The 22,270-nt window shown below is 72.5% G+C and carries 17 protein-coding genes; 8 read left to right on the forward strand and 9 right to left on the reverse strand.

Annotated elements, in window-relative coordinates:
- Positions 1-25 precede the first annotated feature (25 nt).
- Entirely contained in the window at positions 26-1,279 is a 1,254-nt protein-coding gene (gene glp, locus ACH0BZ_RS06595; protein ID WP_406897193.1) for a gephyrin-like molybdotransferase Glp, read from the reverse strand.
- A gap of 179 nt (positions 1,280-1,458) precedes the next feature.
- On the opposite strand from glp, the gene ACH0BZ_RS06600 reads away from it, so the two are divergent.
- The 4 genes from ACH0BZ_RS06600 to ACH0BZ_RS06615 all read left to right on the forward strand — a co-directional run bounded on the left by ACH0BZ_RS06600 (position 1,459) and on the right by ACH0BZ_RS06615 (position 5,166).
- The gene (locus ACH0BZ_RS06600; protein WP_406897398.1) at positions 1,459-2,859 is read left to right on the forward strand and encodes a uracil-xanthine permease family protein; all 1,401 of its coding nucleotides are present in this window, start codon (positions 1,459-1,461) and stop codon (positions 2,857-2,859) included.
- A gap of 94 nt (positions 2,860-2,953) precedes the next feature.
- Positions 2,954-4,015 (forward strand): GTP 3',8-cyclase MoaA, encoded by a 1,062-nt coding sequence (moaA, locus tag ACH0BZ_RS06605; RefSeq protein WP_406897194.1) that lies wholly within the window; start codon positions 2,954-2,956, stop codon positions 4,013-4,015.
- Between the two features lie 64 nt (positions 4,016-4,079).
- Positions 4,080-4,343, forward strand: coding sequence for a MoaD/ThiS family protein (locus ACH0BZ_RS06610; RefSeq protein ID WP_406897195.1), 264 nt, complete (start codon positions 4,080-4,082; stop codon positions 4,341-4,343).
- A 4-nt stretch (positions 4,344-4,347) separates the two neighbouring features.
- Entirely contained in the window at positions 4,348-5,166 is an 819-nt protein-coding gene (locus ACH0BZ_RS06615; RefSeq protein WP_406897196.1) for a substrate-binding domain-containing protein, read from the forward strand.
- Between the two features lie 102 nt (positions 5,167-5,268).
- Here the strand turns inward: ACH0BZ_RS06615 and ACH0BZ_RS06620 are convergent, their stop codons facing one another.
- Positions 5,269-7,002 carry an NTP transferase domain-containing protein gene (locus ACH0BZ_RS06620; RefSeq protein WP_406897197.1) on the reverse strand — a complete coding sequence of 578 codons (1,734 nt, stop codon included), beginning with the start codon at positions 7,000-7,002 and terminating at the stop codon, positions 5,269-5,271.
- The gene (locus ACH0BZ_RS06625) at positions 6,999-7,616 is read right to left on the reverse strand and encodes a TetR/AcrR family transcriptional regulator (protein ID WP_406897198.1); all 618 of its coding nucleotides are present in this window, start codon (positions 7,614-7,616) and stop codon (positions 6,999-7,001) included. The genes ACH0BZ_RS06620 and ACH0BZ_RS06625 overlap by 4 nt, the downstream gene beginning before the upstream one ends.
- Positions 7,617-7,708: 92 nt before the next feature.
- On the opposite strand from ACH0BZ_RS06625, the gene ACH0BZ_RS06630 reads away from it, so the two are divergent.
- The gene (locus ACH0BZ_RS06630; protein WP_406897199.1) at positions 7,709-9,232 is read left to right on the forward strand and encodes an MFS transporter; all 1,524 of its coding nucleotides are present in this window, start codon (positions 7,709-7,711) and stop codon (positions 9,230-9,232) included.
- Here ACH0BZ_RS06630 and ACH0BZ_RS06635 read toward each other — a convergent pair.
- On the reverse strand, positions 9,196-11,589 hold the full coding sequence (locus tag ACH0BZ_RS06635; RefSeq protein ID WP_406897200.1) for an FdhF/YdeP family oxidoreductase: 2,394 nt from the start codon (positions 11,587-11,589) through the stop codon (positions 9,196-9,198). The two genes, ACH0BZ_RS06630 and ACH0BZ_RS06635, sit on opposite strands and share 37 nt — an antisense overlap.
- Positions 11,590-11,678: 89 nt before the next feature.
- On the reverse strand, positions 11,679-12,500 hold the full coding sequence (fdhD, locus tag ACH0BZ_RS06640; protein ID WP_406897201.1) for a formate dehydrogenase accessory sulfurtransferase FdhD: 822 nt from the start codon (positions 12,498-12,500) through the stop codon (positions 11,679-11,681).
- A 113-nt stretch (positions 12,501-12,613) separates the two neighbouring features.
- Between fdhD and ACH0BZ_RS06645 the strand changes: the two genes are divergently transcribed.
- Complete coding sequence (locus tag ACH0BZ_RS06645) at positions 12,614-14,086, forward strand: DUF222 domain-containing protein (RefSeq protein ID WP_406897203.1); 1,473 nt, start codon at positions 12,614-12,616, stop codon at positions 14,084-14,086.
- Between the two features lie 124 nt (positions 14,087-14,210).
- Here ACH0BZ_RS06645 and ACH0BZ_RS06650 read toward each other — a convergent pair whose 3' ends face one another.
- Genes ACH0BZ_RS06650 through cysK form a run of 3 tightly spaced genes read right to left on the reverse strand, consistent with a single transcriptional unit; the run spans position 14,211 to position 17,053 of the window.
- Positions 14,211-15,503, reverse strand: a complete 1,293-nt coding sequence (locus tag ACH0BZ_RS06650) for a glycosyltransferase 87 family protein (RefSeq protein WP_406897205.1) — start codon at positions 15,501-15,503, stop codon at positions 14,211-14,213.
- A gap of 30 nt (positions 15,504-15,533) precedes the next feature.
- Positions 15,534-16,118, reverse strand: a complete 585-nt coding sequence (gene epsC, locus ACH0BZ_RS06655; RefSeq protein WP_406897206.1) for a serine O-acetyltransferase EpsC — start codon at positions 16,116-16,118, stop codon at positions 15,534-15,536.
- Positions 16,118-17,053 carry a cysteine synthase A gene (gene cysK / locus ACH0BZ_RS06660; RefSeq protein ID WP_406897208.1) on the reverse strand — a complete coding sequence of 312 codons (936 nt, stop codon included), beginning with the start codon at positions 17,051-17,053 and terminating at the stop codon, positions 16,118-16,120. Before cysK ends, epsC begins: the two co-directional genes overlap by 1 nt.
- Before the next feature lie 162 nt (positions 17,054-17,215).
- Here cysK and ACH0BZ_RS06665 point away from each other — a divergent pair, with 162 nt between their 5' ends.
- Positions 17,216-19,024, forward strand: coding sequence for an AMP-dependent synthetase/ligase (locus ACH0BZ_RS06665; protein ID WP_406897209.1), 1,809 nt, complete (start codon positions 17,216-17,218; stop codon positions 19,022-19,024).
- A 114-nt stretch (positions 19,025-19,138) separates the two neighbouring features.
- Here ACH0BZ_RS06665 and ACH0BZ_RS06670 read toward each other — a convergent pair whose 3' ends face one another.
- Complete coding sequence (locus ACH0BZ_RS06670) at positions 19,139-20,926, reverse strand: AMP-dependent synthetase/ligase (protein WP_406897211.1); 1,788 nt, start codon at positions 20,924-20,926, stop codon at positions 19,139-19,141.
- Between the two features lie 153 nt (positions 20,927-21,079).
- Here ACH0BZ_RS06670 and ACH0BZ_RS06675 point away from each other — a divergent pair, with 153 nt between their 5' ends.
- The gene (locus ACH0BZ_RS06675; RefSeq protein ID WP_406897213.1) at positions 21,080-22,255 is read left to right on the forward strand and encodes a GAF domain-containing protein; all 1,176 of its coding nucleotides are present in this window, start codon (positions 21,080-21,082) and stop codon (positions 22,253-22,255) included.
- Positions 22,256-22,270: the final 15 nt, after the last annotated feature.

Below are 22,270 nucleotides of genomic sequence, written 5' to 3' on the forward strand. Positions count from 1 at the left end.
CCGGTTGGCGTTCGGGCGTGGCGGGTCACAGCGCCACCGCCTCGACCTCGGTCCCGGCCGCCAGTGAGATCGCATCCGCAGGGATCTCCACCAGCACGTCAGCGCGGGCCATCGAGGCAACCAGGTGTGAGCCGGGGCCCGAGACCGGCTCGACGACGGGGATGCCGTCGCCGGAGTCCGGACCGAGTGCCGCCCGCAGGAACTGGACCTTCCCTGCCGGGGAGGTGACGTCGTGCGAGAGCCGGGCCCGCACCGGTTGGACAGGCGACCGCCCCACCGCCTCGAGGATGACCGGTCGCAGCAGCACCACGAACGACACCAGCGCGCTCACAGGATTACCCGGCAGGCACACGACGGGCGTGTCCCGCCATGTCGAGATCCCCTGCGGTCCCCCGGGTTGCATGGCGATCGGCGCGAAACGCGAACCATCGCGTCCGTCGAGCACCTGCCGCACCACCTCGGCATCACCCATCGACACCGCGCCAACGGTCACCACCAGGTCCGCGCCGGAGACCGCGGAATCGAGGGCGGTGGAGAACTCGTCGCGGTCGTCGCTGCTGGTCAGCGTGGCCGTCACATCGCAGCCGCAGGCCTTGAGCGCGGCCGTCAGGGTCAACGAGTTGGAGTCCCAGATCTGCCCCGGGCTCAGCGGCCGCCCGGGCGCGACCAGCTCGGAACCCGTGGCCACCACTCCGACCCGGGGCCGCGGCCGCACGTCCAGCGCCGACTCCCCGAGAGAGGCCGCCGCCGCCAGGTGACGCGCCCGGAGCTGTACGCCCGCCGGGATCACCACGTCACCGGCCCGGACGTCGTCGCCGGGACTCCGGACGAACTCGCCCCGCGCGCGAGGTGCCCGCACCAGCACCACCGAGCCCTCGTCCGGGTCCGGCGAGGTGTCCTCCACGGGAACGACACAGTCCGCGCCCTCGGGGACGGGTGCCCCGGTCATGATCCTGCAGGCCTTGCCGTCGCCGACCCGTGAGCCCGGCTCCTGGCCGGCGTGTACGGCCCCCACCACCCGTAGTCGCACGGGCACGTCGGGGCTCGCCTCGGCCACATCCGCCGACCGCACCGCGTAGCCGTCCATCTGCGAATTCACGAACAACGGCAGGTCCACGGCGGCGCGAAGGTCGCGGGCCAGCACAGAGTCGGCGCACGCGATCAGCGGCAGTCGGGTGGACCGCGCGGCGCGGACCAGCATCGGCGCCAGGTGCGTCCGCACGAGCTCGCGGTAGCCGTCGGGGGACAGGCGCGCGGTGTCGCTGTGGGAGGAGGCCATGCCTCCACGGTAACCGCGTTGTAGGGTGCCTACGGCCCGCGCGCGGCGGTCCGCGGACGGCGAAAGGTGACGGGCGAGACGTGGCGGAGAAGAAGAACGACGGTACGACGACGAAGACCCGGTCAGATAAGACACCCGCGCGAACCGGACCGTGGTCGGTCCACGGGGACGGCAAGACCATCCGGCCCGGTGAGGTGGTGGCGCCGTCGGAGAGGCTGAGCTGGCCGCGCACGATCGGGATCGGGGCGCAGCACGTCGTCTCGATGTTCGGGGCGACGTTCGTGTTCCCCATCATCATGGGGCTCAACCCCCAGCTCGCGATCCTGTTCTCCGGCGTGTGCACCCTGCTCTTCCTGGCCGTGGTCAAGGGCAGGGTGCCCAGTTATCTCGGCACGTCGGTGGCGTTCGTCGGCGCCGTCGCGGCGATCCGGGCCCAGGGCGGCACGAGCGCGGAGGTCACCGGAGCGATGCTCGTGGCCGGCGCGGCACTGCTGGCGGTGGGCCTGGTGGTGCACTTCGTCGGCGGCCGGGTGGTGACGGCCGTGCTGCCGCCGGTCGTCACCGGCGCCGTGGTGATGCTCCTGGGCTTCAACCTCGCGCCCGTCGTGGCCGAGACGTACTGGCCGCAGGACCAGTGGGTGGCGCTGGTGGTGATGGTCGTCCTGATCCTTATGACGGTGGGGCTCAAGGGGTTCGCGGGACGGATCGCGATCTTCCTCTCGCTGGTGTTCGGGTACGTGCTCTCCTGGGTGTTGGATGTGACGACGGGGCCCATCACGTCCTTCAGCACGACCGCTGGCGAGGTGACCGAACACCTCCGCGTGGACTGGTCGGGGGTCGGCGCGGCGCCGTGGATCGGGTTGCCGCCGATGACCGACGAGGCCGCCGGCGTGGTGGGTATCCACGCGCCCGACTTCTCGCTGGCGTTCGTGTTGCTGGTGGTGCCCGGCGTGATCGCGCTGATCGCCGAGAACGCGGGGCACGTCAAGGCGATCGGCGAGATCACGCGCACCGAGACCGACGGGCTCATGGGGCGGGCGTTGGCCGCTGACGGCGCCGGCACCGTGCTGGCCACCTCGTTCGGCGGATCGGCCACCACCACGTACGCGGAGAACATCGGAGTCATGGCGGCCACCAGGGTGTACTCGACGGCCGCCTACGTGGTCGCGGCGCTCACCGCGATCCTGCTCGGCTGTTCGCCCAAGCTCGGCGCGGTGATCTCCGCGACGCCCGGCGGCGTGCTCGGCGGGATCACCGTGGTGCTCTACGGGATGATCGGCCTGCTCGGCGCCAAGATCTGGAAGGAGAACCGGGTCGACTTCGGCAACCCGCTCAACCTGGTGCCGGTCGCGGCGGGCGTGGTGATCGCCGTCGGGGACACGACGCTGCACCTCACCGACGATTTCCAGCTCGGCGGCATCGCCCTGGGCACGCTCGTCGTGGTGCTCGGCCACCACCTGGGTCGCGTGATCGCGCCGGGGCTACGCGCGCAGGCCGAGCGCGACGAGATCCACGAGATGACGCTGCTGGGGCCGAACCCGGACGTGGAGATGCCGGAGGGCGGCGGCGGGTCGCGCTGAGCGCGGGTCCTGCTGTCGCCGGCGAGGGGTAGCCCGCGCCTACACTCGGGCGCACGCCGGGTGCGCCCGCCGTAACCGGCGAAGGGAGGCAGGCATGACGACCCCGGACCCCGCGACGCCACGCCGCCCCGCCACGCCACTGCTCGTCGACACCTTCGGCCGCACGGCCCGGGACCTGCGCGTCTCGCTCACGGAGAAGTGTTCGCTGCGCTGCACGTACTGCATGCCGGAGGAGGGCCTGCCGCCCATCCCCGAGGACCGGCGGATGACGACCGACGAGGTGGTGCACCTCGTGGCGCTGGCGCACCGCGAGCTGGGCGTCCGCGAGGTGCGCTTCACCGGCGGCGAGCCGCTCATGCGGCAGGACCTGGAGCGGATCGTCGCCGGCACGCGTGCAGCCTGCCCGGCCCTGCCCATTGCACTCACCACCAACGGCGTGGGCCTCGAACACCGGGCCCGCGGCCTGGTCGAGGCCGGGCTCACGCGTATCAACATCTCGCTGGACACGGTGAACCGCGCGGAGTTCGCCGAGCTCACCCGCCGGGACCGGCTGCCGTCGGTGCTGCGCGGCGTGCGGGCGGCGGTCGAGGCGGGCCTGGACCCCGTCAAGGTCAACGCCGTGCCGCTGCGGGCGACGCTGGCGGGCGCGCCGGACCTGCTCGCGTGGGCCCTGGCGGAGGGCGTGCAGCTGCGCTTCATCGAGGAGATGCCGCTCGACGCCGACCAGCGGTGGAGCCGCGGGGAGATGGTGACCGCCGCCGAGGTGCTCGCATCGCTCTCCACGCGCTTCGAGCTGACCGCCGCGGGGCGCGAGGACCCCGCCGCGCCCGCCGAGCTGTGGGAGGTGGCCGGTCACACCACGTGGGACACCGGGACGCGGCGGGAGCGCCCGGCGACGGTGGGGATCATCGGCACCGTCACCCGCTCCTTCAGTGCGGCCTGCGACCGCACCCGTCTCACCGCCGAGGGCACGGTGCGCTCGTGCCTGTTCGGCGACGACGAGACCGACGTCCTCGGCGTTCTCCGCTCGGGCGCGGGCGACGCGGCGGTCGCGCAGGCGTGGCGCGCGGCGATGTGGGGCAAGCAGGCCGGCCACGGGATCGGCGGCACCCGCTTCGCGCGACCGCGGCGCTCGATGGGCGCGATCGGCGGCTGACCCGCGCCGGAGTCGTCCGTTCGGAGGATGCCCCCGCCCGACGCGCCGGGTTACAGTCGAGACCGTGAGCGGCACCCCGAGAGTGATCACCGTCGGCTACTACGCCGCGGCGGAGGACGCCGCGGGCACGGCCCGCGAGCGGCTCCACACCGACGCGTCGACGGTCGGCGAGCTGGCCCGCGAGATCTGCGAGCGCCACGGCGAGCCGCTGGCCAGCATCGTCACGGTGTCGTCGTTCCTCCTCGGCGACGAGACGACCCGGGACCCGTCGACGCCGCTCGGGCCCGCCACCGCCGTCGACGTGCTGCCGCCGTTCGCCGGGGGGTGAGGCGGTGGGCCGGCGCTCCCTGCTCGCCGCGGTGGCCGCGACCACCGCAGCGTTGCTGCCCGCCTGTACCGCGACCGGGCAGCCGGACCCGGACACGCCGGTCACGGAGATCGGTGTCGCGGCGGGCGTCTCGCTGAGCGGGGTGTTCACCGAGCTCGCCGAGGAGTTCGAGGCCGAGAACCCCGGCACGCGCGTCCGGCTGGAGCTGGGCCGCTCGGTCGACCTGGCCCGCGGGTTGGGGGAGCGGGACGACATCCACGTCTTCGCCGCCACCGGGCAGACGGCGATGGGCATCGCGGTCGACGCCGGGGCGGCCGCCGCCCCCCGCGTCTTCGCCCGCAACCTCGTGGTGCTCGCGGTCCCGGCCGGCAACCACGCGGCGGTGGAGAGGCTGGCGGACCTCGCGCGCCCGGAGCTCCGCGTGGGCCTGTGCATCGTGGACGGCGCGTGCGGACGCGCCTCCGCGGCACTCCTCGCGGCGGCGGCGGTCGGGGCGGACGTCGACGAGCGGGTCTCCGACTCGCCCACCCTCACCGAGCGGCTCGCCGGCAACACACTCGACGCGGGAATCGTCTTCCGCACCGACGTGGCGGCCTCGCGCGGCTGGGTCGAGGAGGTTCACGCCGAGGACGTCGCCGGCCTGCGCGCTCGTCTGCCGGACGTGGGGATCACCGACTACCTGCTCGCAGACGGGCCGGCGGCGCAGGGCGAGTCCGCCGGCGACGCCGAGCTCGAGGCGGCGGCCGCCTTCCGCGACCTCGTGGCGTCGGACCGGGGTCGCCGCGCGCTGGTGGAGGCCGGGTTCGTGCCGCTCGGGGAATAGGTGACGACGAGGCGACCACCCGCCCCCGGAAAACATGTCACAGGTAGGTGGCCACGTCCTTCGTCGACATCGGCAGGCGCGGGGGGGCACGACCGTCACGGATCACGCCCAGCGCAGGAGCTCCACCGGGTCCGCGTCCCCGGCGCCCCGGGGGATGACGGCGAGGGCCGCCGCTCCCGCCAGGTCGAGCAGGTGCGAGGTCCGCGCCCTCGGGGCGACCTCCCAGCCGCCGGTCCCGTCGGGGTGCGCGGGCAGCACGCGGGCCCGCCCGGGTACGGCGAGCCCGGCCGTCCCCGGGACGCGGACTCTCTCGGGGGTGCGCACGCGGAGCGTGAGCGCGTCCACGACCAGCCGGCCGGTGACGGCACCCGCGCACACCGCGGCGAGCGGATTGCCGGGCAGAGCCAGCAGGATCGCGCCGCCGGCCAGCTCCGCGACGATCTGCGACCCGCCGGGCCGCATCCGGACGCCGTCCACGAGGACCCGGGCACCGAGCCGCGCGAGGACCGGGCGCAGGTGGTCGGCCGGCCCCCGCCCGGTGGCGCCGACCAGGACCAGGACCTCGACCTCGTCGTCACGCCCGGTGCCCTCCTGCCCCGCACCCAGCGCCGCGGCGAGCGCACCGGGTTCGTCGGGGACGTGCGCCACGGGGCCCGCGACCTCCATTCCGTCCGCCGCGAGCACCCCGGTCAGGACGGGGCCCGCGGTGTCGCGGATGCGCCCGGGCGGCAGCGGGTCCGGGGCGTCGGCGGGCAGGACCTCGTCGCCCGTCGTGAGCACCCTCGCGCGGACGGGCCCGCGGACGGCCAGTTCGGCGACGCCGGCCGACAGCGCGACCGAACGCACCGCGGCGTCCGCGGTCGCCCCGGCGGGCACGAGCTGCGCGCCGGCCGACCAGTCCTCGCCGACGGACCGGAGGTCGTCGACGCCGTCGGCTGTGGGCAGCGCGTGGACGCTGCCGTCCTCGACGCGCACGTGCTCGTGCCGCAGCACGCGGTCGGCGCCGGACGGGGCGAGCGCACCGGTGGCGATCGGTACGCACTCGCCACTCGACATCCGCAGCGGAGCGGCGTCGCCCGCCTGGCGCGTGCAGTCCAGCAGTCGCCACGGTCCGGGGCCGGCGAGCGCGTAGCCGTCCATCGCCGAGACCGGCATCCGCGGCATGGCGTCCGCGGCGGTCAGCGGCTCCGTGAGCGCTCCACGGGCGTCGAGGGTCGCAGCCGCGCGCGGGGGCAACGGCGCAATCCCCGCCGCGAGCGCGGGTCCGAGCTGGTCCAGCTCGACGGGACCCCGGGCGGCGACGTCGTCCCACGTGTCCACGTCGCCCGCGCGCCCGCCGAGCCCGACCCGCGCCACCGCGGCGCCGTCGTACAGCGCGTGCACGGGCCGCCCAGCGGGGTCGCCGAGCGCGGCGAGCCGGCCCGCGAGCGCCGGGCGCCGCCACGCGGCGAGCAGCACCTGGTCGCGGCCGGACGCGTCGACCCCCACCGCCGCGTCGGTCCCGGCGGGCGCGGCGTCGAGGGCGGCGAGCAGGTCATGCAGGGCCTCGGCGTCGAGGTCGGGGAGGTCGCAGGCCAGGACGACGACGATCTCCACCGCCTCCGGGACCGCCGCCAGTCCCGCGGCGAGCCCTGCGACCGGTCCCGCGTGGGGCGGGTCCTCCCGCACGGTCCCGCCGGCGCCCACGGTCACCACGGCCCCGGCCACCGCGGCCGCCGCCGCGTGCACCGTCTCGCCGAGCGATCGCCCGCCCACGCGGACCGCCGCCTTGTCCGCCCCGCCGAGCCGACTGCCCCGGCCGCCGGTGAGGACGATCGCCGCGACCCGCGTGCTCACGCCGGCCCCGTCCCGGTCGCGCCGGCATTGCCCCGCTCGGCGAGCCGGCCACGGAGAAAGTCGTCGACGAGCCGCTCGATGTCGGCCTCGGTGAACGGCCGCAGCCCCATGAGCCGGGCCATCACCACGGGGCCGGCGAGTTGGGCCACGGCCAGCTCGCGGTCCAGGGGCGGGATGGCGCCCGCGGCCTCGGCCTCGGAGAGCACGTCGTGGACGGGCTCGGAATACGCGCGCACGACCCCCCGGCGCAGCTCGCCCAACTCGTCGTCACCACCCGCGTGCCGGCCCATCGCGAGCCACCCGAGCATGGACTGCTGCAGGGGCGCTTCCTGGACGGACCGCGCCATCGAGGCACACAGGGCGACGAGCTTCTCGCGCACCGTTCCCGCTTCGGGCGATGGTTCCGGGGCGGGCAGGAGCCGCCGGAAGGCCGCCGCGATGAGCGAGTCCGTGGACGGGAAGTTGCGGTACAGCGTGGTGCGGGCGACGCCGGACAGGCGCGTCACCGCGTCGACCGTGACAGCCGCCGCCCCGCCGGTCACCAGGAGTTCGGTGGCGGCGTCGAGCAGCTTGCCCCGCGAGCGCGCGCGGCGGGGGTCGGTCGGGGAGGGCATGGCGCCATTGTGGCAAGTCCCGTGCGCTACGGTGGACGGACCCGATTCGATACCGACGGTATCGTTTCTTCGTCCGACCGTGAGGGGACCTCGTGCTCGAACTGTCCGCAGGGCGGCGCCGCTGGCTGCTGTTCGTCAACATCGTCGCCGTCTCGCTGGTCGTGGCCACGATGTCTGCGCTGTACACCTCGCTGCCCGACATCGCCGTGGCCACCGGCGCCACCCAGGCCGAGCTCACGTGGATCGTCGACTCCTACACGCTGGCCCTGGCCGCGCTCGTGCTCACCGCGGGCGCCCTCGGCGACCGCTTCGGCCGCCGCGCCACCCTCATCGCCGGACTGGCCCTGTTCACCGCCTCCTCCGCGGCGCCGCTGTGGCTCGACACGCCCACGTGGATCATCGTCACCCGCGCGGTCGCCGGCGTCGGCGCGGCGTTCGTCATGCCGTCCACGCTCTCGCTGCTCACCGCCAGCTTCCCGCCCGACAAGCGCGGCACCGCCGTCGGTACGTGGGCCGGCTTCGCGGGCATCGGCGGGATCGTCGGCCTGCTCGGCTCCGGCCTCATGCTGCAGATGTGGTCGTGGAAGTCGATCTTCGTGGTCTACTCCGCGATCGGCCTCGTCGTGCTGGCGGCCGCCTTCACCATCGGCGAATCCGTGGCCTCCCGGCACGGACGGCCGGACGTCCTCGGTGCCGTCTTCTCCGCGCTCGCCGTGGGTGGGGTGGTCTTCGGGCTCATCGAGGGAGCGCACACGAGCTTCGGCGAACCCCTCGTCGTCGCCGCCCTCATCCTGTCCGCGGTGTCCGTGGTGGCCTTCGTTCTGGTGGAGCTCCGCGCCGCCGACCCGCTGCTCGACGTGCGCTACTTCCGTCGCCGCGGCTTCACCACCGGCTCGGTCTCGGTGGCCATGCAGTTCCTCACGATCTTCGGGTTCTTCCTGCTCATCGTGCAGTACCTGCAACTGGTCAAGGGCTACGACGCGATCGCCGCCTCCCTCGCCCTGGCGCCCATGATCCTGCCGGTCATGGTGATCTCGCTGCTCTCGCCCCGGATCACCGCGCTCGTCGGGCTGCGCATGGTCTCCGTGGTGGGGCTGACGGCCATCGCCGCCGGGATGATCTTCCTCTCCCGACTGGATGTCGACACCGGATACTGGTCTCTGCTGTGGCCGATGATGGTGGCCAGCATCGGTCTCGGCCTGTCCACTGCGCCCGCGACCTCGGCCATCGTCTCCGACATCCCCGCCGACGAGCAGGGCGTCGCGGCGGCCGTCAACGACGCCATGCGCGAGGTGGGCGCCGCGATCGGCATCGCGATCTCCGGCAGCATCCTGGCCGGGCACTACGCCTCCGGCATCCGTGACGTCCTGCCCACCGTGCCCGAGGCCGGCCGCGTCGCCGTCGAGAGCTCCTTCGCCGGCGCGGTGGAGTTCGCGGCCGCGGCCGGTCCCGCCGCGCAGGGCGTGCTCGACGCCGCCGGCGACATCTTCGCCGGCGGCATCGGCCGCTCGCTCTTCGCGCTCGGCCTCGTGGCCGCCGGCGCCGCCGTTCTCCTGCTCTTCGTGGCGCCCGGTCGCGGCTACGTGCCGCACGGCGACCCGGCCGCCGCGGACTGATCAGGGCGGGCCGACCCTCGGCGCGGCTCGAACCTCACGGTGACGGCTTTGAATCCGGGCGTGTTGGACTCGCGCGCCACGTTCTCCCGGTGCACCAGGTTGTTGGCCTCCGGGAAGTAGGCGGCACAACACCCGCGGGCGGTCGGGTAGGTCACGAGGCGGAACCCCTCGGCCCGGCGCTCGCTCACCTCGCCGTCGGCGCCCGGGAACACGCTCACCACGTCCACGAGTGCGCGGTCCTCGAACCCCAACTCCCGCAGGTCGTCGGGGTGGACCAGGATCACGCGGCGGCCCTCGGAGAGGCCGCGGTAACGGTCGTCGAGCCCATAGAACGTGGTGTTGTACTGGTCGTGCGAGCGCAGGGTCTGCAGGATCAGGTGCCCGGGCGGTGCCTCGAGCCACTCGAGCGGCGAGACGGTGAAGTGCGCGCGGCCGGACGGCGTGGCGAAAGAGCGGGTGTCGCGCGGCGGGTTGGGCAGCACGAAGCCCGACTTCTGCCGCACTCTACGGTTGTATCCCTCGAAGCCGGGGATGACGCGGGAGATGTGGTCGCGGATCACGTCGTAGTCCTCGGCCATCGCCCGCCAGTCCACGGCGTGGTCATGCCCCAGGATCGCCTCGGCCATGCCGGCCACGATCTGCGGTTCGCTGAGTAGCTGGTCGGAGACCGGCTCGAGCCGGCCCTGCGACGAGCGGATCACCGACATCGAGTCCTCCACCGACACGAACTGCGCGCCGCCGGGGTGGCGGTCGTCGCGGTCGGTGCGGCCCAGCGTGGGCAAGATGAGCGAGGTCTGGCCGTGTACGACGTGCGAGCGGTTGGGTTTGGTGGACACGTGCACCGTGAGCCCGGTGCGCTGCATGCCGCTCTCCAGCACGTCGGTGTCCGAGCAGGCCTTGGCGAAGTTGCCGCCCATCGAGACGAACACGTCGATCCGGCCGTCCTCGAACGCGGCGAGCGTCTCGGTGGAGTCGTAACCGTGCTCCCTCGGTGTGCGGATGCCGAATTCGTCGTCGAGACCCCTGAGCAGCCACTCCCCGGGCTTCTCCCAGATCCCCATCGTGCGGTCACCCTGCACGTTGGAGTGCCCGCGCACCGGGCAGGCACCGGCACCGGGCTTGCCGAAGTTCCCCTGCAGGAGCAGCACGTTGACGATCTCGCGCAGCGTGTCCACCGAGTGCGGCTGCTGTGTGAGCCCCAGCGCCCAGCAGATGATCGTGCCCTTCGAGTGCACGAGCGTCGTTGCGAGGCGCTCGATCTGGTCGCGGGGCAGGCCGGTCGCGCGCTCGGTGACGTCCCAGTCGATCTCGGACCGCGCGGTCGCGTACTCCGCGAACCCCGCTGTGCACGCCTCGACGAACTCGCGGTCCACCACCGTCCCGGGCGCGGCCTCCTCTGCCTTGAGCAGCAGGTGCCCGAGCGCCTGGAACAGCGCGAGGTCGCCGCCCACGCGGATCTGGAGGAAGTCGTCGGCGATCGTCTCGCCCGGCCGGCCCGCGAGCCCCGCCACCAGGCCGGCCGGCGACTGCGGGTCGGTGAAGTGGAGCAGCCCCGCCTCGGGGAGGGGGTTGATGGCCACCACGCGCGCCCCGCGCCGCCGCGCGTCGGCCAGGGCGGAGAGCATGCGTGGGTGGTTGGTGCCGGGGTTCTGCCCGACAACGAGGATGACGTCCGCGTGATCGAAGTCGTCGAGGGAAACCGTCCCCTTGCCGATACCGATGGTCGGAACCATCGCCGAGCCCGACGACTCGTGGCACATGTTGGAACAGTCCGGAAGGTTGTTGGTGCCCAGGCTCCGCGCGAGGAGCTGGTACATGAACGCCGTCTCGTTGGCCGTGCGGCCCGAGGTGTAGAAGACGCAGCGGTCGGGCGTCGTGGCATGGACGTGCTCGGCGATCAGGGCGAACGCCTCGCGCCACGGGATCGGCGAGTAGTGGTCGTCGCCCGGGCGCAGCACGACCGGCTCGGTGATGCGGCCCTGGTTGCCCAGCCAGTACTCGGTCTTGTCGCGCAATTCGGCGATCGGGTGCTCGGCCCACCACGAGGGCGTCACGGTGCGGGTCGTGGACTCCTCGGCGACGGCCTTGGCGCCGTTTTCGCAGAACTCGGCGGGCTTACGAGGGCCGGTGATCGACTCGGGCCACGCGCACCCCGGGCAGTCGGTGCCGCTGCGGTGGTTGACCCGGGCCAGCGCCCGCGCCGTCCGCAACACGCCGGCCTGCGAGATCCCCCGTTCGAGCGCCACCGACACGGCCTTGGGCCCGGCTGCGGAGATCTCCGGCTCGGTGACGCGCAGCTCGGCCTCGTCGATGTCGTCGACGGGAGCGGAGCTACGGATACGGGGGATCAGGCTCATGGGCCCATTGTGCGCCACGTCACCGCGATGTCCACCTCGTCGTCGTCCTTCCATCCCGGCCTTCTCCTCGGACCCGGCGCCGGGTCCGCTCAGGCCCGCACGCGCTCCGGATGCGTGTACACGGTGGCGCGGTCCCCGCGATTGAAGGCCACCAGCGTCACGCCGGCCTCATCGGCCAGGTGCACGGCGAGGGACGACGGCGCGCTCACCGCCGCCAGGACGGGGATCCCCGCCATGGAGGCCTTCTGGACCAGTTCGAACGACGCGCGGCCGGAGACCTGCAGGATCGTGTCCCGCAGCGGCAGCCGGCCCTCGCGCAGCGCCCAGCCCACCACCTTGTCCACGGCGTTGTGGCGACCGACGTCCTCGCGCAGACAGAGCACCTCCCCGCCGGGCGTGAACAGTCCCGCCGCGTGGACCCCGCCGGTCTTGTCGAACAGCGCCTGTCGCTCGCGCAGCCGCGCGGGCAGTGCGAGCAGTGCGTCCACGTCGACAAGCGGCGCCGTGGGCTCGGCGGGGAAGTGAGTGGACCGGCGGACCTCGTCGATGGAGTCGACGCCGCACACGCCGCACGCACTGGTCATGGTGGCCGCGCGGACAGGCTCGGGCTCGGGGACGTCCGGGGAGAGCGTGACGGTGAGGGTGTTGTAGTCCTGCTCGGCGCGCCCGCTCGCCGTGGTGCAGTAGCAGATCTCCGGCAGGTGCTCGCGGTGCCAGATCACGCCTTCGGAGACCAGGTGACCGGCGGCGAGGTCCATGTCGTCGCCCGGGGTCCGCATGGCCACCACGTAGGGCAGGCCGCCGATGCGGACCTCGAGCGGCTCCTCGACGGCGAGGGTGGCCACCTCGCGCCGCGAGGCGCCCGCCGAGGTGAGCCGCCGTGCGGGGTGTCGCGTCGTCCGTCGTCCCATGGGACGAAGGGTAGTCGGGCGGTCCGACACGAGCGCCGGGCAGCATTCGCGAACTCGAACTCTTGCGCTATATGTCGGGACGGGGTAGAATCGCACACAGATTCGATCCAGGGGTGATCGATCGGCGGAAGCAGGGGGTGGTGACGGTGGCGGTTCTGGCGATCGACGTCGCGCGTCCGCTTGAGTCGCTCGACCTGTCCGAGCTTGTCGAGCTCTCCCGGGACTTCACGCGTGAGCAGAACCTCGCGGCGGTGGCCCGTCTGGATGCGGTGTTCGCGATGGTCGAGGTGGTCTCGCGACGCGAGCGGATCCGGCGGGGTGAGGGCGAGGTTGCGGGCCGTGAGCCGGGCCCGGAGTACGCGCAGCTCGAGCCTGCCCGGCTGGTGCGTTCGCACGTCACCACGGCGATGGGCGTCCCGGCCTGGCACGCCGGTCGGTTGGTTACCGCGGCGGTGCAGATGCGCACCCGACTGCGCCGCCTCTCCCGCCACGCCCGGGAGGGTGTGCTGGACGAGGGATTGATCGTGGACCTGGCCTGCAAACTCGCCAAGGTGCCCGACCGGTTGTTGGACGCGGTCGAGGAGGAGGTGCTGACCGGGATCAGGCGCCAGCTCGACGCGGGCGATCCGCCCACCCGGGGCTCCCTGGGCGAGCGGATCGACCGCGCCATGGAGCGCAGGGACCGTGACGAGCTGGACCGCCAGCACGAGCAGGCCCGGGAGGAGCGCCGCGTGTCCTTCCGGCCCCGCGGGCAGGGCATGAGCTCGATGTGGGCGCTCCTGCCCACGGAGGACGCCGCAGCCCTCGAGCAGCGCCTGCGTGCCGCGGCCGCCGCCGACACCGAACCCGGCGATCCACGCACCGACGCCCAGCGCCTCGCCGACGCTTTGGCCGGCCTCGGCGAGGCCCAGCCCGCCCCGCCCGGCGCGACCGAGTTCGGCGCGACCGAGTTCGGCGCGGGGACCGCCGCCGGCTCCGGCCCCGCGGCTCGATCCTCGCGGCGGCCCCGGTTGGAGGTCACGGTCATCGCCTCTGCCGCGCTGGGGCTCCCGGAGCGGGTGGAGTTCGTCCGCGGCGCCTACTCCTCCTTCGACTGGCTCTGCTCACAGGTGCTGGCGGAGGAGAACGGTGGCGCCCGGTTCCGAATGATCGATCCCCTGCCCGGGGCGCAGGACAGCGAGCAGGACCCGCTGCGCTATTTCCTCTCCGAGGCCATCAAGCGCCGCATCCGGCTCCGCGACGGTACCTGCCGCCACCCGGGGTGCAAGGTCAAGGCCGAGGACTGCGAGATCGATCATGTCCTGGCCTTTTGCAAGCCAGATCCGGCCAGGGGTGGACCCAGTGCCGAGTGGAACCTGGTCTGCCTGTGCAAGAACCACCACCTCGAGAAGACCTTCGGTCCCTGGACCTATCTGCCCGGGCCTCGCGGCGACGGCGAGCTGATCATCCTCACCGAGACCGGGCACGAATACCGGACGTACCCTGACGGAATGCTCGCCAGGGCGCGCCGACAACTCGACGAGGTCCACGTCATCAGCCGGCTCACGCAGTACTTCTCCGTCGAACGCCACCCGCGCGACGGCTGACCCCGCCCTGGGCCGTCGACGACTGCGCGGTGAGGTGGGCGGAGCTGCCGAAGCCGTACAGGCCCAGCCGGCCGGGGCTGCGCGGCGACCCCCGAGGGGTGCCGCGCCGTGCCTACCGTGAGCGTTACGCGGGCTCGGCGGTGCCGGTGCGCGAGTCGCCGCGGGCCAGCCACGACCATAGGGCGGTGGCGACGACGGTCACCAGCCAGACGATCGGGTAGACGTTGGTGATGATGCCGTAGAGCCACTCCGGGATGTCCCCGGCCAGCATGAACAAGCCCATCGCCACCCAGCGGTCATCGGGGAACTCCGGGTTGGGGAAGCTCTGCACCCAGTTCGCGGCGGCCGCCCACAGCAGCACCGGCAACGCCCACAGGAACCACCGCCCCCCGACGACGGCGAGGTGCACGGCCACCACCAGCAGAGGCACGAACCATACCCAGTGATGCCCCCAGGAAAACGGCGACACCATGGTCATGGTCATGCCGGACAGGGCCAGCGCGAGCAGTTCGTGCCCTGCGCGGTGGGCGAGGGCGGCAACGGCGAGGCCGGCCAATCCCACCAAGGCGGCACCCACGAGCCAGACCCACGTCGGTGCCATGTCAACGCCGGCGAGCCGGGCGATCACGCCGCGCAGCGACTGGTTGGCCACGGTGGAGTCCTCGCCGATGCGCTGCGACTCGAAGAGCGTGCCCGACCAGTACCGCACGGCGTCGCGGCGGACCACGGCGAAGCCCACGGCGACGGTCGCGGCGAACGCACCGATCGAGACCGCTGCGACCCGCCACCGGCCGGTGACCAGCCAGTGCGCCCAGAAGAACGCCGGGGTGAGCTTGATCCCGGCGGCCAGGCCGGACCCCACGCCGGCGAGCCGCCGTGCCCCCGGCCGCCCGGACCGCGAGGCGAGCTGGTCGGCGAGGACCAGGACCAGCAGGAGGAGGTTGATCTGGCCGAGCCACAGTGTCGTGCGGACCGGCTCGAGCGTGAGGGCGATGACGGCGAGGAGAAGCGAGACCTGGACGGTGACCCGGTCCGGGGCGTAGCCGAGCGCGCAGAAGCACATACGGATGGCCAGGTAGAGCAGCGCCAGGGTCAATGCCGCCCAGAGCGCCTCCATGAGCGGCACGCTGAGCAGCTCCAACGGCGTGAACAGCAGCGCCGAGAACGGCGGATAGGTGAACGGCATCGCCGGATAGAAGCGGCCGGAGTCGTCGCCGAACAGGGCCGCTTCGTACAGCGGGATGCCGGTGAGGACCGCGTGCCCGCCCCAGCGGTAGACGTTGATGTCGATCAGGTTGCCGGTGATCCCCCACCAGTGGGTGCGCTCGTCGGGGATCCGCAACAGCATGACCAGCGACGCGAGCGCCAGTAGCACGAGAGGGCCGCGCAGGAGCGGGGTGGTGGGCAGCGTGCGCACGCCGACGAGCGTAACCCCGACCGGCGTGCGTCAGATGTAGATAGCCGGGTCGATGTAGAACTGCGCCTCCCGCAGTTCCTCCTTGGTCGACTTGGCCGGCCGGGCCACGCCGGGGATGCCCACGACCACCGAGTCCGCCGGCGCGCTCTTGACGACCACGGCATTGGCGCCCACCGACGAGTCGGAGCCGATCTCGACCGGGCCGAGGATCTTGGCTCCGGCGCCCACGGTGACGCGGTCTCCGAGCGTGGGGTGCCGCTTGGTCTGCTTGAGCGAGACGCCGCCCAGGGTGACGCCGTGGTAGATCATGCAGTCGTCGCCGATCTCGGCCGTCTCCCCGATGACGACTCCCATGCCGTGATCGATGAAGAACCGGCGACCGATGGTCGCGCCGGGGTGGATCTCGATCCCGGTGAGGAAGCGCGCGAACTGGCTGAGCGCCCGGGCCGCCCCCTTTGCCGCCCCGCCGCGTCGCCACAGCCGGTGGGACAGGCGGTGGATCCAGATGGCGTGGAGGCCGGAGTAGACGACGGCGACCTCGGCGTCGCCGCGCGCGGCCGGGTCGTGGGCGCGCGCGGCGGCGAGGTCTTCGCGAACGGTCCTCAGGATGCTCATCAGTCGCGGTAGTCCTCGAAGAGCATCGTCGAGACATAGCGCTCGCCGTAGTCACACACGATCACGACGATCGTCTTGCCCGCGTTCTCCGGGCGCTTGGCCACCTCGAGCGCCGCCCACACGTTGGCGCCCGACGAGATGCCGGCAAGGATTCCCTCCTCCTTGCCGAGGCGTCGGGCGATCTCCAACGAATCCTCGAGGGTCACGTCGATCACCTCGTCGTAGATCTCCCGGTCGAGGATCTCCGGTACGAAGTTGGCGCCCAGTCCCTGGATCTTGTGAGGGCCGGCCTTGCCCTCGGTGAGCAGCGGCGAATCCTTGGGCTCCACGGCGACGATCTTGATGTCCGACTTCTGGGACTTCAGGTAGTTGCCGGCGCCCGAGATGGTGCCGCCGGTGCCGATTCCGGCGACGAACAGGTCGATCTCACCGGCGGTGTCCTCCCAGATCTCCGGGCCGGTGGTGCGACGGTGCACGTCGACGTTGGCCGGGTTGGCGAACTGACGGGCCAGGACGGCGTTCTCGCGGCTGTCGGCGATCTCCTGGGCCTTGGCGACGGCTCCCTTCATGCCCTCGGACCCCGGGGTGAGGATGAGCTCGGCACCGTAGGCGCGCATGATGGCGCGGCGCTCGACCGACATCGTGTCGGGCATGACGATGACGGCCTTGAAGCCGCGCGCGGCCGCCACCATGGCGAGCGCGATGCCGGTGTTGCCGGAGGTGCCCTCGACGATCGTGCCACCGGGCTTGAGGCCGCCGGAGGCGACGGCATCGTCGATGATGGCCGCGCCGATGCGATCCTTGACGCTGTTGGCGGGGTTGGCGGACTCGAGCTTGGCCAGCACCGTGGCCTGCAGGCCGTCGGTCAGGGCGTTGAGGCGCACGAGCGGGGTACGGCCGATGGTCTCGGTGACGTCGGAGTAGATCTTGGCCATGGGGGAAGTTCCGTTCTCGAGAATGAACCGATCTGTCTACTCCGCAGTGTACGGGAAACGCGTCGCGGGGTGGGGAAAAGGGTGGTGACTGGCGGCGCGGCCCGGGCGGGGCGGATAATCGACGGCGGTCCTCGTCGTCGTCCCCGAAAGGCCACCCCGCCCATGCGCGACTTCTCCGTCCCCGCCGGACGCCCGGTGAACCGGGCCGACCTCGTCCCCGTGGTCGCGCGGGAACGCGCCGCCGAGTCCCCCTGCACCATCCCCTTCGAGCACTACCACGACGGTGCGTGGCGCCCGGTGACGATGGGCGAGGTGGTCCGGCGCGTCGACGAGATCGCGAGCGGTCTCGTGGCCTCGGGCGTGCGGCCGGGCGACCGGGTGGCGCTCATGGCCGCGACACGGCTCGAGTGGGTGCTCGTGGACATGGCGGTGTGGACCGCCGGCGCGGTCTCGGTGCCGGTCTACCCGTCCTCCTCCGCCGCGCAGCTCCAGTGGATCCTCGAGGACTCCGCGGCCCGCGTCCTCGTGGCCGAGGGCGACGAGCACGCCGCCGTCGTGGCCGCCGCCGAGGTCCCCGCGACGTGTGAGACCGTGGTGTACCTCGACGACGGGGGCCTCGAATACCTGGAGGAACGCGGCCACGACGTGGACCCGCAGGTCCTTGACGACGCGATCGCCAACCTCAGCCCGGACGCCCCGGCCTCGATCGTCTACACCTCTGGGACCACCGGCATGCCCAAGGGCTGCGTCCTCACCCACGCCAACCTGCTCGCCGAGTGCCACGGCCTGCTCGACCACCCGATCGGCACGGTGGGGCGCAGCGGCAACAAGACGCTCATGTTCCTGCCGCTCGCGCACGTCCTTGCCCGGTCGGTGACGTACACGATGTTCCTCGGCGGGGCCACGACCGGCTTCTGGGCCGACACCTCCACCCTCCTGCCGCGGCTCGCCGACTTCCGGCCCCACATGATCCTCGGCGTGCCACGCGTGTTCGAGAAGGTTCGCGACGGTATCGCGGCCCAGGCCCGCGCCAAGGGGCGGATCCAACAGGAGATCTTCGGGCGCGCCGAGCAGGTCGCGATCGACACCAGCGTCGCCCGCGGCGGGGACGGACTCGGCGACGGCCGCGAGCCGTCGCTGCTGGCCGCCGCCCGCTACCGGGCCTACGACCTGGCCGTGTACCGGGCCGTCCGCGCCGCGCTCGGCGGGCGCTGCGAATACGCCATCTCCGGTGGCGGCGCCCTCCCGGACCGGATCGCGCACTTCTTCCGCGGCCTCGGCGTGCCGATCTACGAGGGCTACGGGCTCACCGAGTCGCACGCCGCAGCCACCGTCAACGGCCCCGGCTGCCAGCGCATCGGCACCGTCGGCCGGCCCCTCGCGGGGATGAGCGTGCGGATCGCCGACTCCGGCGAGGTCGAACTGTCCGGGCCGCTGATCTTCTCCCACTACTGGAACAACGAGCCCGCCACCGCCGAGGTACTGCGGGACGGCTGGTTCTCCACCGGCGACCTGGGTGAGCTCGACGCCGACGGCTACCTGCGTATCACCGGCCGCAAGAAGGAGCTCATCGTCACCGCCGGCGGCAAGAACGTGGCCCCCGGCCCGCTCGAGGACGCCATGCGCTCCCACCGCCTCGTGGGCCACACCGTGGTGATCGGTGAGGGTCGCAAGTTCATCTCCGCGCTCGTCGCGGTGGACGAGGAGGCGCTCGCCCGCTGGGCCGAGGAGAACGACCGCGAGGGTGTGCCGCCCGAGCAGCTTGTCGAGGACCCGGCGCTGCGGGCCGAGATCCAGTACGCCGTGGACGAGGCCAACAGCCTGGTCTCGCACGCCGAGGAGATCAAGAAGTTCACCGTGCTGCCACGCGATTTCACCGAGGCCCGCGGGGAGCTCACTCCGACGCTCAAGCTCAGGCGGCACGTCATCGACGAGGTCTACGCCGAGCAGATCGAGGCCCTGTACCGCTGAGCCCATCACGCTGACCCCTGACGCCGAAATCCGCGACTCCGCGGTAGGAGCGGCGACCCGTGTGGGGCCTGCCGATCCGACGGCGGAGTCGCGGATTTCGTGAGGAGCGCCGGCCTATTTGGTGTACAGCTGCTCGATGTCGTCCGCGAAGCGCTCGTGCACGATGTTGCGCTTGAGCTTGAGCGTCGGGGTGAGCTCGCCGCTCTCGACCGAGAACTCGGCCGCGAGGATTCGGAACTTGCGGATGGACTCGGCGCGGGAGACCGACTTGTTGGCGCGGTCCACGACGTCCTGGATGGCGCCCACGAGGTCGCCGTCCTGCAGCAGGTCCTCGACCTCGCCGGTCTTGCCGTGCTTGTCGCGCCAGGCCGGGAACGTCTCCGGGTCGATCGTGATGAGCGCAGCGATGTAGTTGCGGTTGTCGCCCACCACGATGGCCTGGCTGATCAGCGGGTCGGAGGCGAGCAGGTCCTCGAGCTGCGACGGCGAGACGTTCTTGCCGCCGGCGGTGACGATGAGGTCCTTCTTGCGGCCGGTGATCGAGAGGTAGCCCTGGTCGTCCAGCTCGCCGATGTCGCCGGTGTGGAACCACTCGTCGGTCCACGAGTCGGCGTTGGCCTGCGGGTTCTGCCAGTAGCCGTTGAACAGGGTCTTGGCCTTGGCCATGATCTCCCCGTCCTCGGCGATCTGGATCGTGACGCCCGGGATCGGGGTGCCGACCGAGCCGATGCGGGCCTCGCCGATCGGGTTGACCGTGAGCACGCCCGACGACTCGGTGAGGCCGTAGCCCTCGAGCAGGTCGAAGCCGGCGCCGCGGTAGAAGTGCCCGAGGCGCGAACCGAGGGGGCCGCCGCCGGAGATGATGCGGTCGCACTGCCCGCCCAGTGCCTCGTGCAGCTTCGAGTACACGAGCTTGGAGAACAGACCCTGCTTGATCTTCAGGCCGAGCGGGGCGGAACCGCCACCCTCGATGGCCTTGGAGTAGTCGATCGCGGTCTGCACGGCGGCCTTGAAGATCTTGGCCTTGGCGCCGCCGGCGTTCTCGGCCTTGGCGGCCGCACCGTTGTAGACCTTCTCCAGCACGCGCGGGACGGAGACGAGGAAGTTCGGCTTGATCTCGGGTAGGCGCTCGACGACCTTGGTGGTGTCCGGCTCGTGGGCCACGGCGACGCGCTTGTAGAAGCACGCCACCTCGACGATGCGCGCCAGGACGTGGGCGAGCGGAAGGAAGATCAGGGTGCGGCTGTGGGGTTTGAACGCGGCGTTGAGGCGCTCCTCGACGGCCACGACGACGCCGGCGAAGCCCCCGTGGAGGATCTCGCAGCCCTTGGGCCGGCCGGTGGTGCCGGAGGTGTAGATGATGGCGCAGGTGTCCTCGTGGCCGGCGGTGAGCGAGGCCGTCTCGAGGTCGGCGTCGCTGACGTCGGCGCCGGCGGCGGTGAGCTCGGCCGCCAGGTTGTTCTCGATGACGAGGACGTCACCCTTCCACTCGGTGCCGCCGAGGAGCACGTCGCGCAGCTCGTCGTTCTCGACAACGGCGATCGTGGCACCGGAGTCGGTGAGTATCCAGTCGCACTGATCGGACGAGGAGGTCTCGTAGATCGGGACGGTGACGGCGCCCGCGGCCCACACAGCCCAGGCGATGAGCGACCACTCGTAGCGGGTGTGGCTCATGATGACGACGCGGTCACCGGGCTTGACGCCGCGGGCGATGAGGCCCTTGGCCACGCCCTTGACCTCCTCGAGGTACTGGGCGCAGGTGACGTCCGTCCACTCCGACCCGACGAGCCGCAGCACCGCCACGTCGTTCGGGGCCTCCTCCGCGTTGCGGAACACGAGCCGCGAGAGGTTCTCGACGGGGAAGGGGTTCTGGGCGGGCGGGCTGGCGAACTCGGTCGTCATCGCAAGAGGTCCTTAGGTCAATGTGGCCTGGGTCACCCGCAAGTGTAGAGGGTGGGCGCCCGCCTGGTGCAAGCTCGGTCTATTTGGGAACGCTCATCGGGACCGGGGCTCGGTGGCGACGGCCGGGGTGTGGCCTCGGTTACACTCTGTACCATGTCCGGCGGCACGGGGACCGCGGCGAACGCCCTGGTGGCGCAGTCGTGGGAACGGAGCAGGCGCCGCGGGGCGGACCCCTCGGCGGTGTCGCCCCTCGTCGACCTGCAGGGATCCGACCTGTCCGCGCACCTGGCGGGCCACCGCATGGCGGCGGTGCTGCCCGTCGTGGAGAAGGTGCTGGTCTCCGGCGTCGTGGACAGCGGACACCTCGTGGCCGTGGCGGATGCCGACGGCCGACTCCTGTGGATGTACGGTCGGCGCGGCGTGCGGTCACGGGCCGAGCGGATGGCCTTTGTCCCCGGCGCCGTGTGGAGCGACGACGTCATGGGCGCCAACGCGCCCGGCCTGGCGCTGCGCCACGACGTCCCGGTCCGCGTCCGCGGCGAGGAGCACTTTTTGGCCCCCGCCCACTCGTGGAGTTGCTCGGCGGCACCCGTCCACGACCCCGCGACGGGCCGGGTGATCGGCGGTATCGACGTGACGGGCTGCGAATCGGCGGCCTCGGACGAGATGTTGGCGCTGGTCAAGGCCACCGCAATGCTGGCCGAGGCCGAGCTGCGGGCCACCCCGGGCGGCGTGCTGGTGCCCGGGCCCGGCGACGGGGCACCGCGGCGCCTCGACGTGTTGGGGGCACTCCGGCCGGAGCTCACGGGTCACGGCGCGCTCTCTCGTCGTCACTCCGAGATCCTGCTGCTCCTGACCTCCTACCCCGCGGGACTGTCGGGCGGGGCGCTCGCCGAGCTGCTCGCGGAGGGGCGGTTGGACGACGTGTCCGTGCGCGCCGAGGTCTCGCGGCTGCGGCGCGTGCTGGGGCCGGACGTGCTGCTCTCGCGGCCGTACCGCCTGGCGCCGGGGGCCGTGGAGTCCGACGCCGCGCGGGTCCGCGGGCTATTCGAGGCCGAACCCGCGGCGGCGGTCACGGCCTACCCGGGTCCGTTGTTGCCGGCGTCGGACGCGCCCGGCGTCGTCGATCTCCGCGAGGAGCTCCACGCCCGGGTGCGCGCGGCGGCGCTGGCCGGGGACGTGTCGACGCTGCGGGCGTGGGTGGCCGGGCCGGGGCGGGACGACGCCGTGGCCTGGCGCGTCCTGGCGGCGAACCCCGGCGCGCCGGCCGCCGCTCGTGCCTCCGCGGCGTCGATGGGGCGGGTGCTCGACCACCGCCTGGGCGCCTGATCGGCCCGCTGCAAC

Origin of the sequence: Dietzia sp. 179-F 9C3 NHS, from assembly GCF_045369825.1 — a bacterium.
Taxonomy (GTDB): domain Bacteria; phylum Actinomycetota; class Actinomycetes; order Mycobacteriales; family Mycobacteriaceae; genus Dietzia.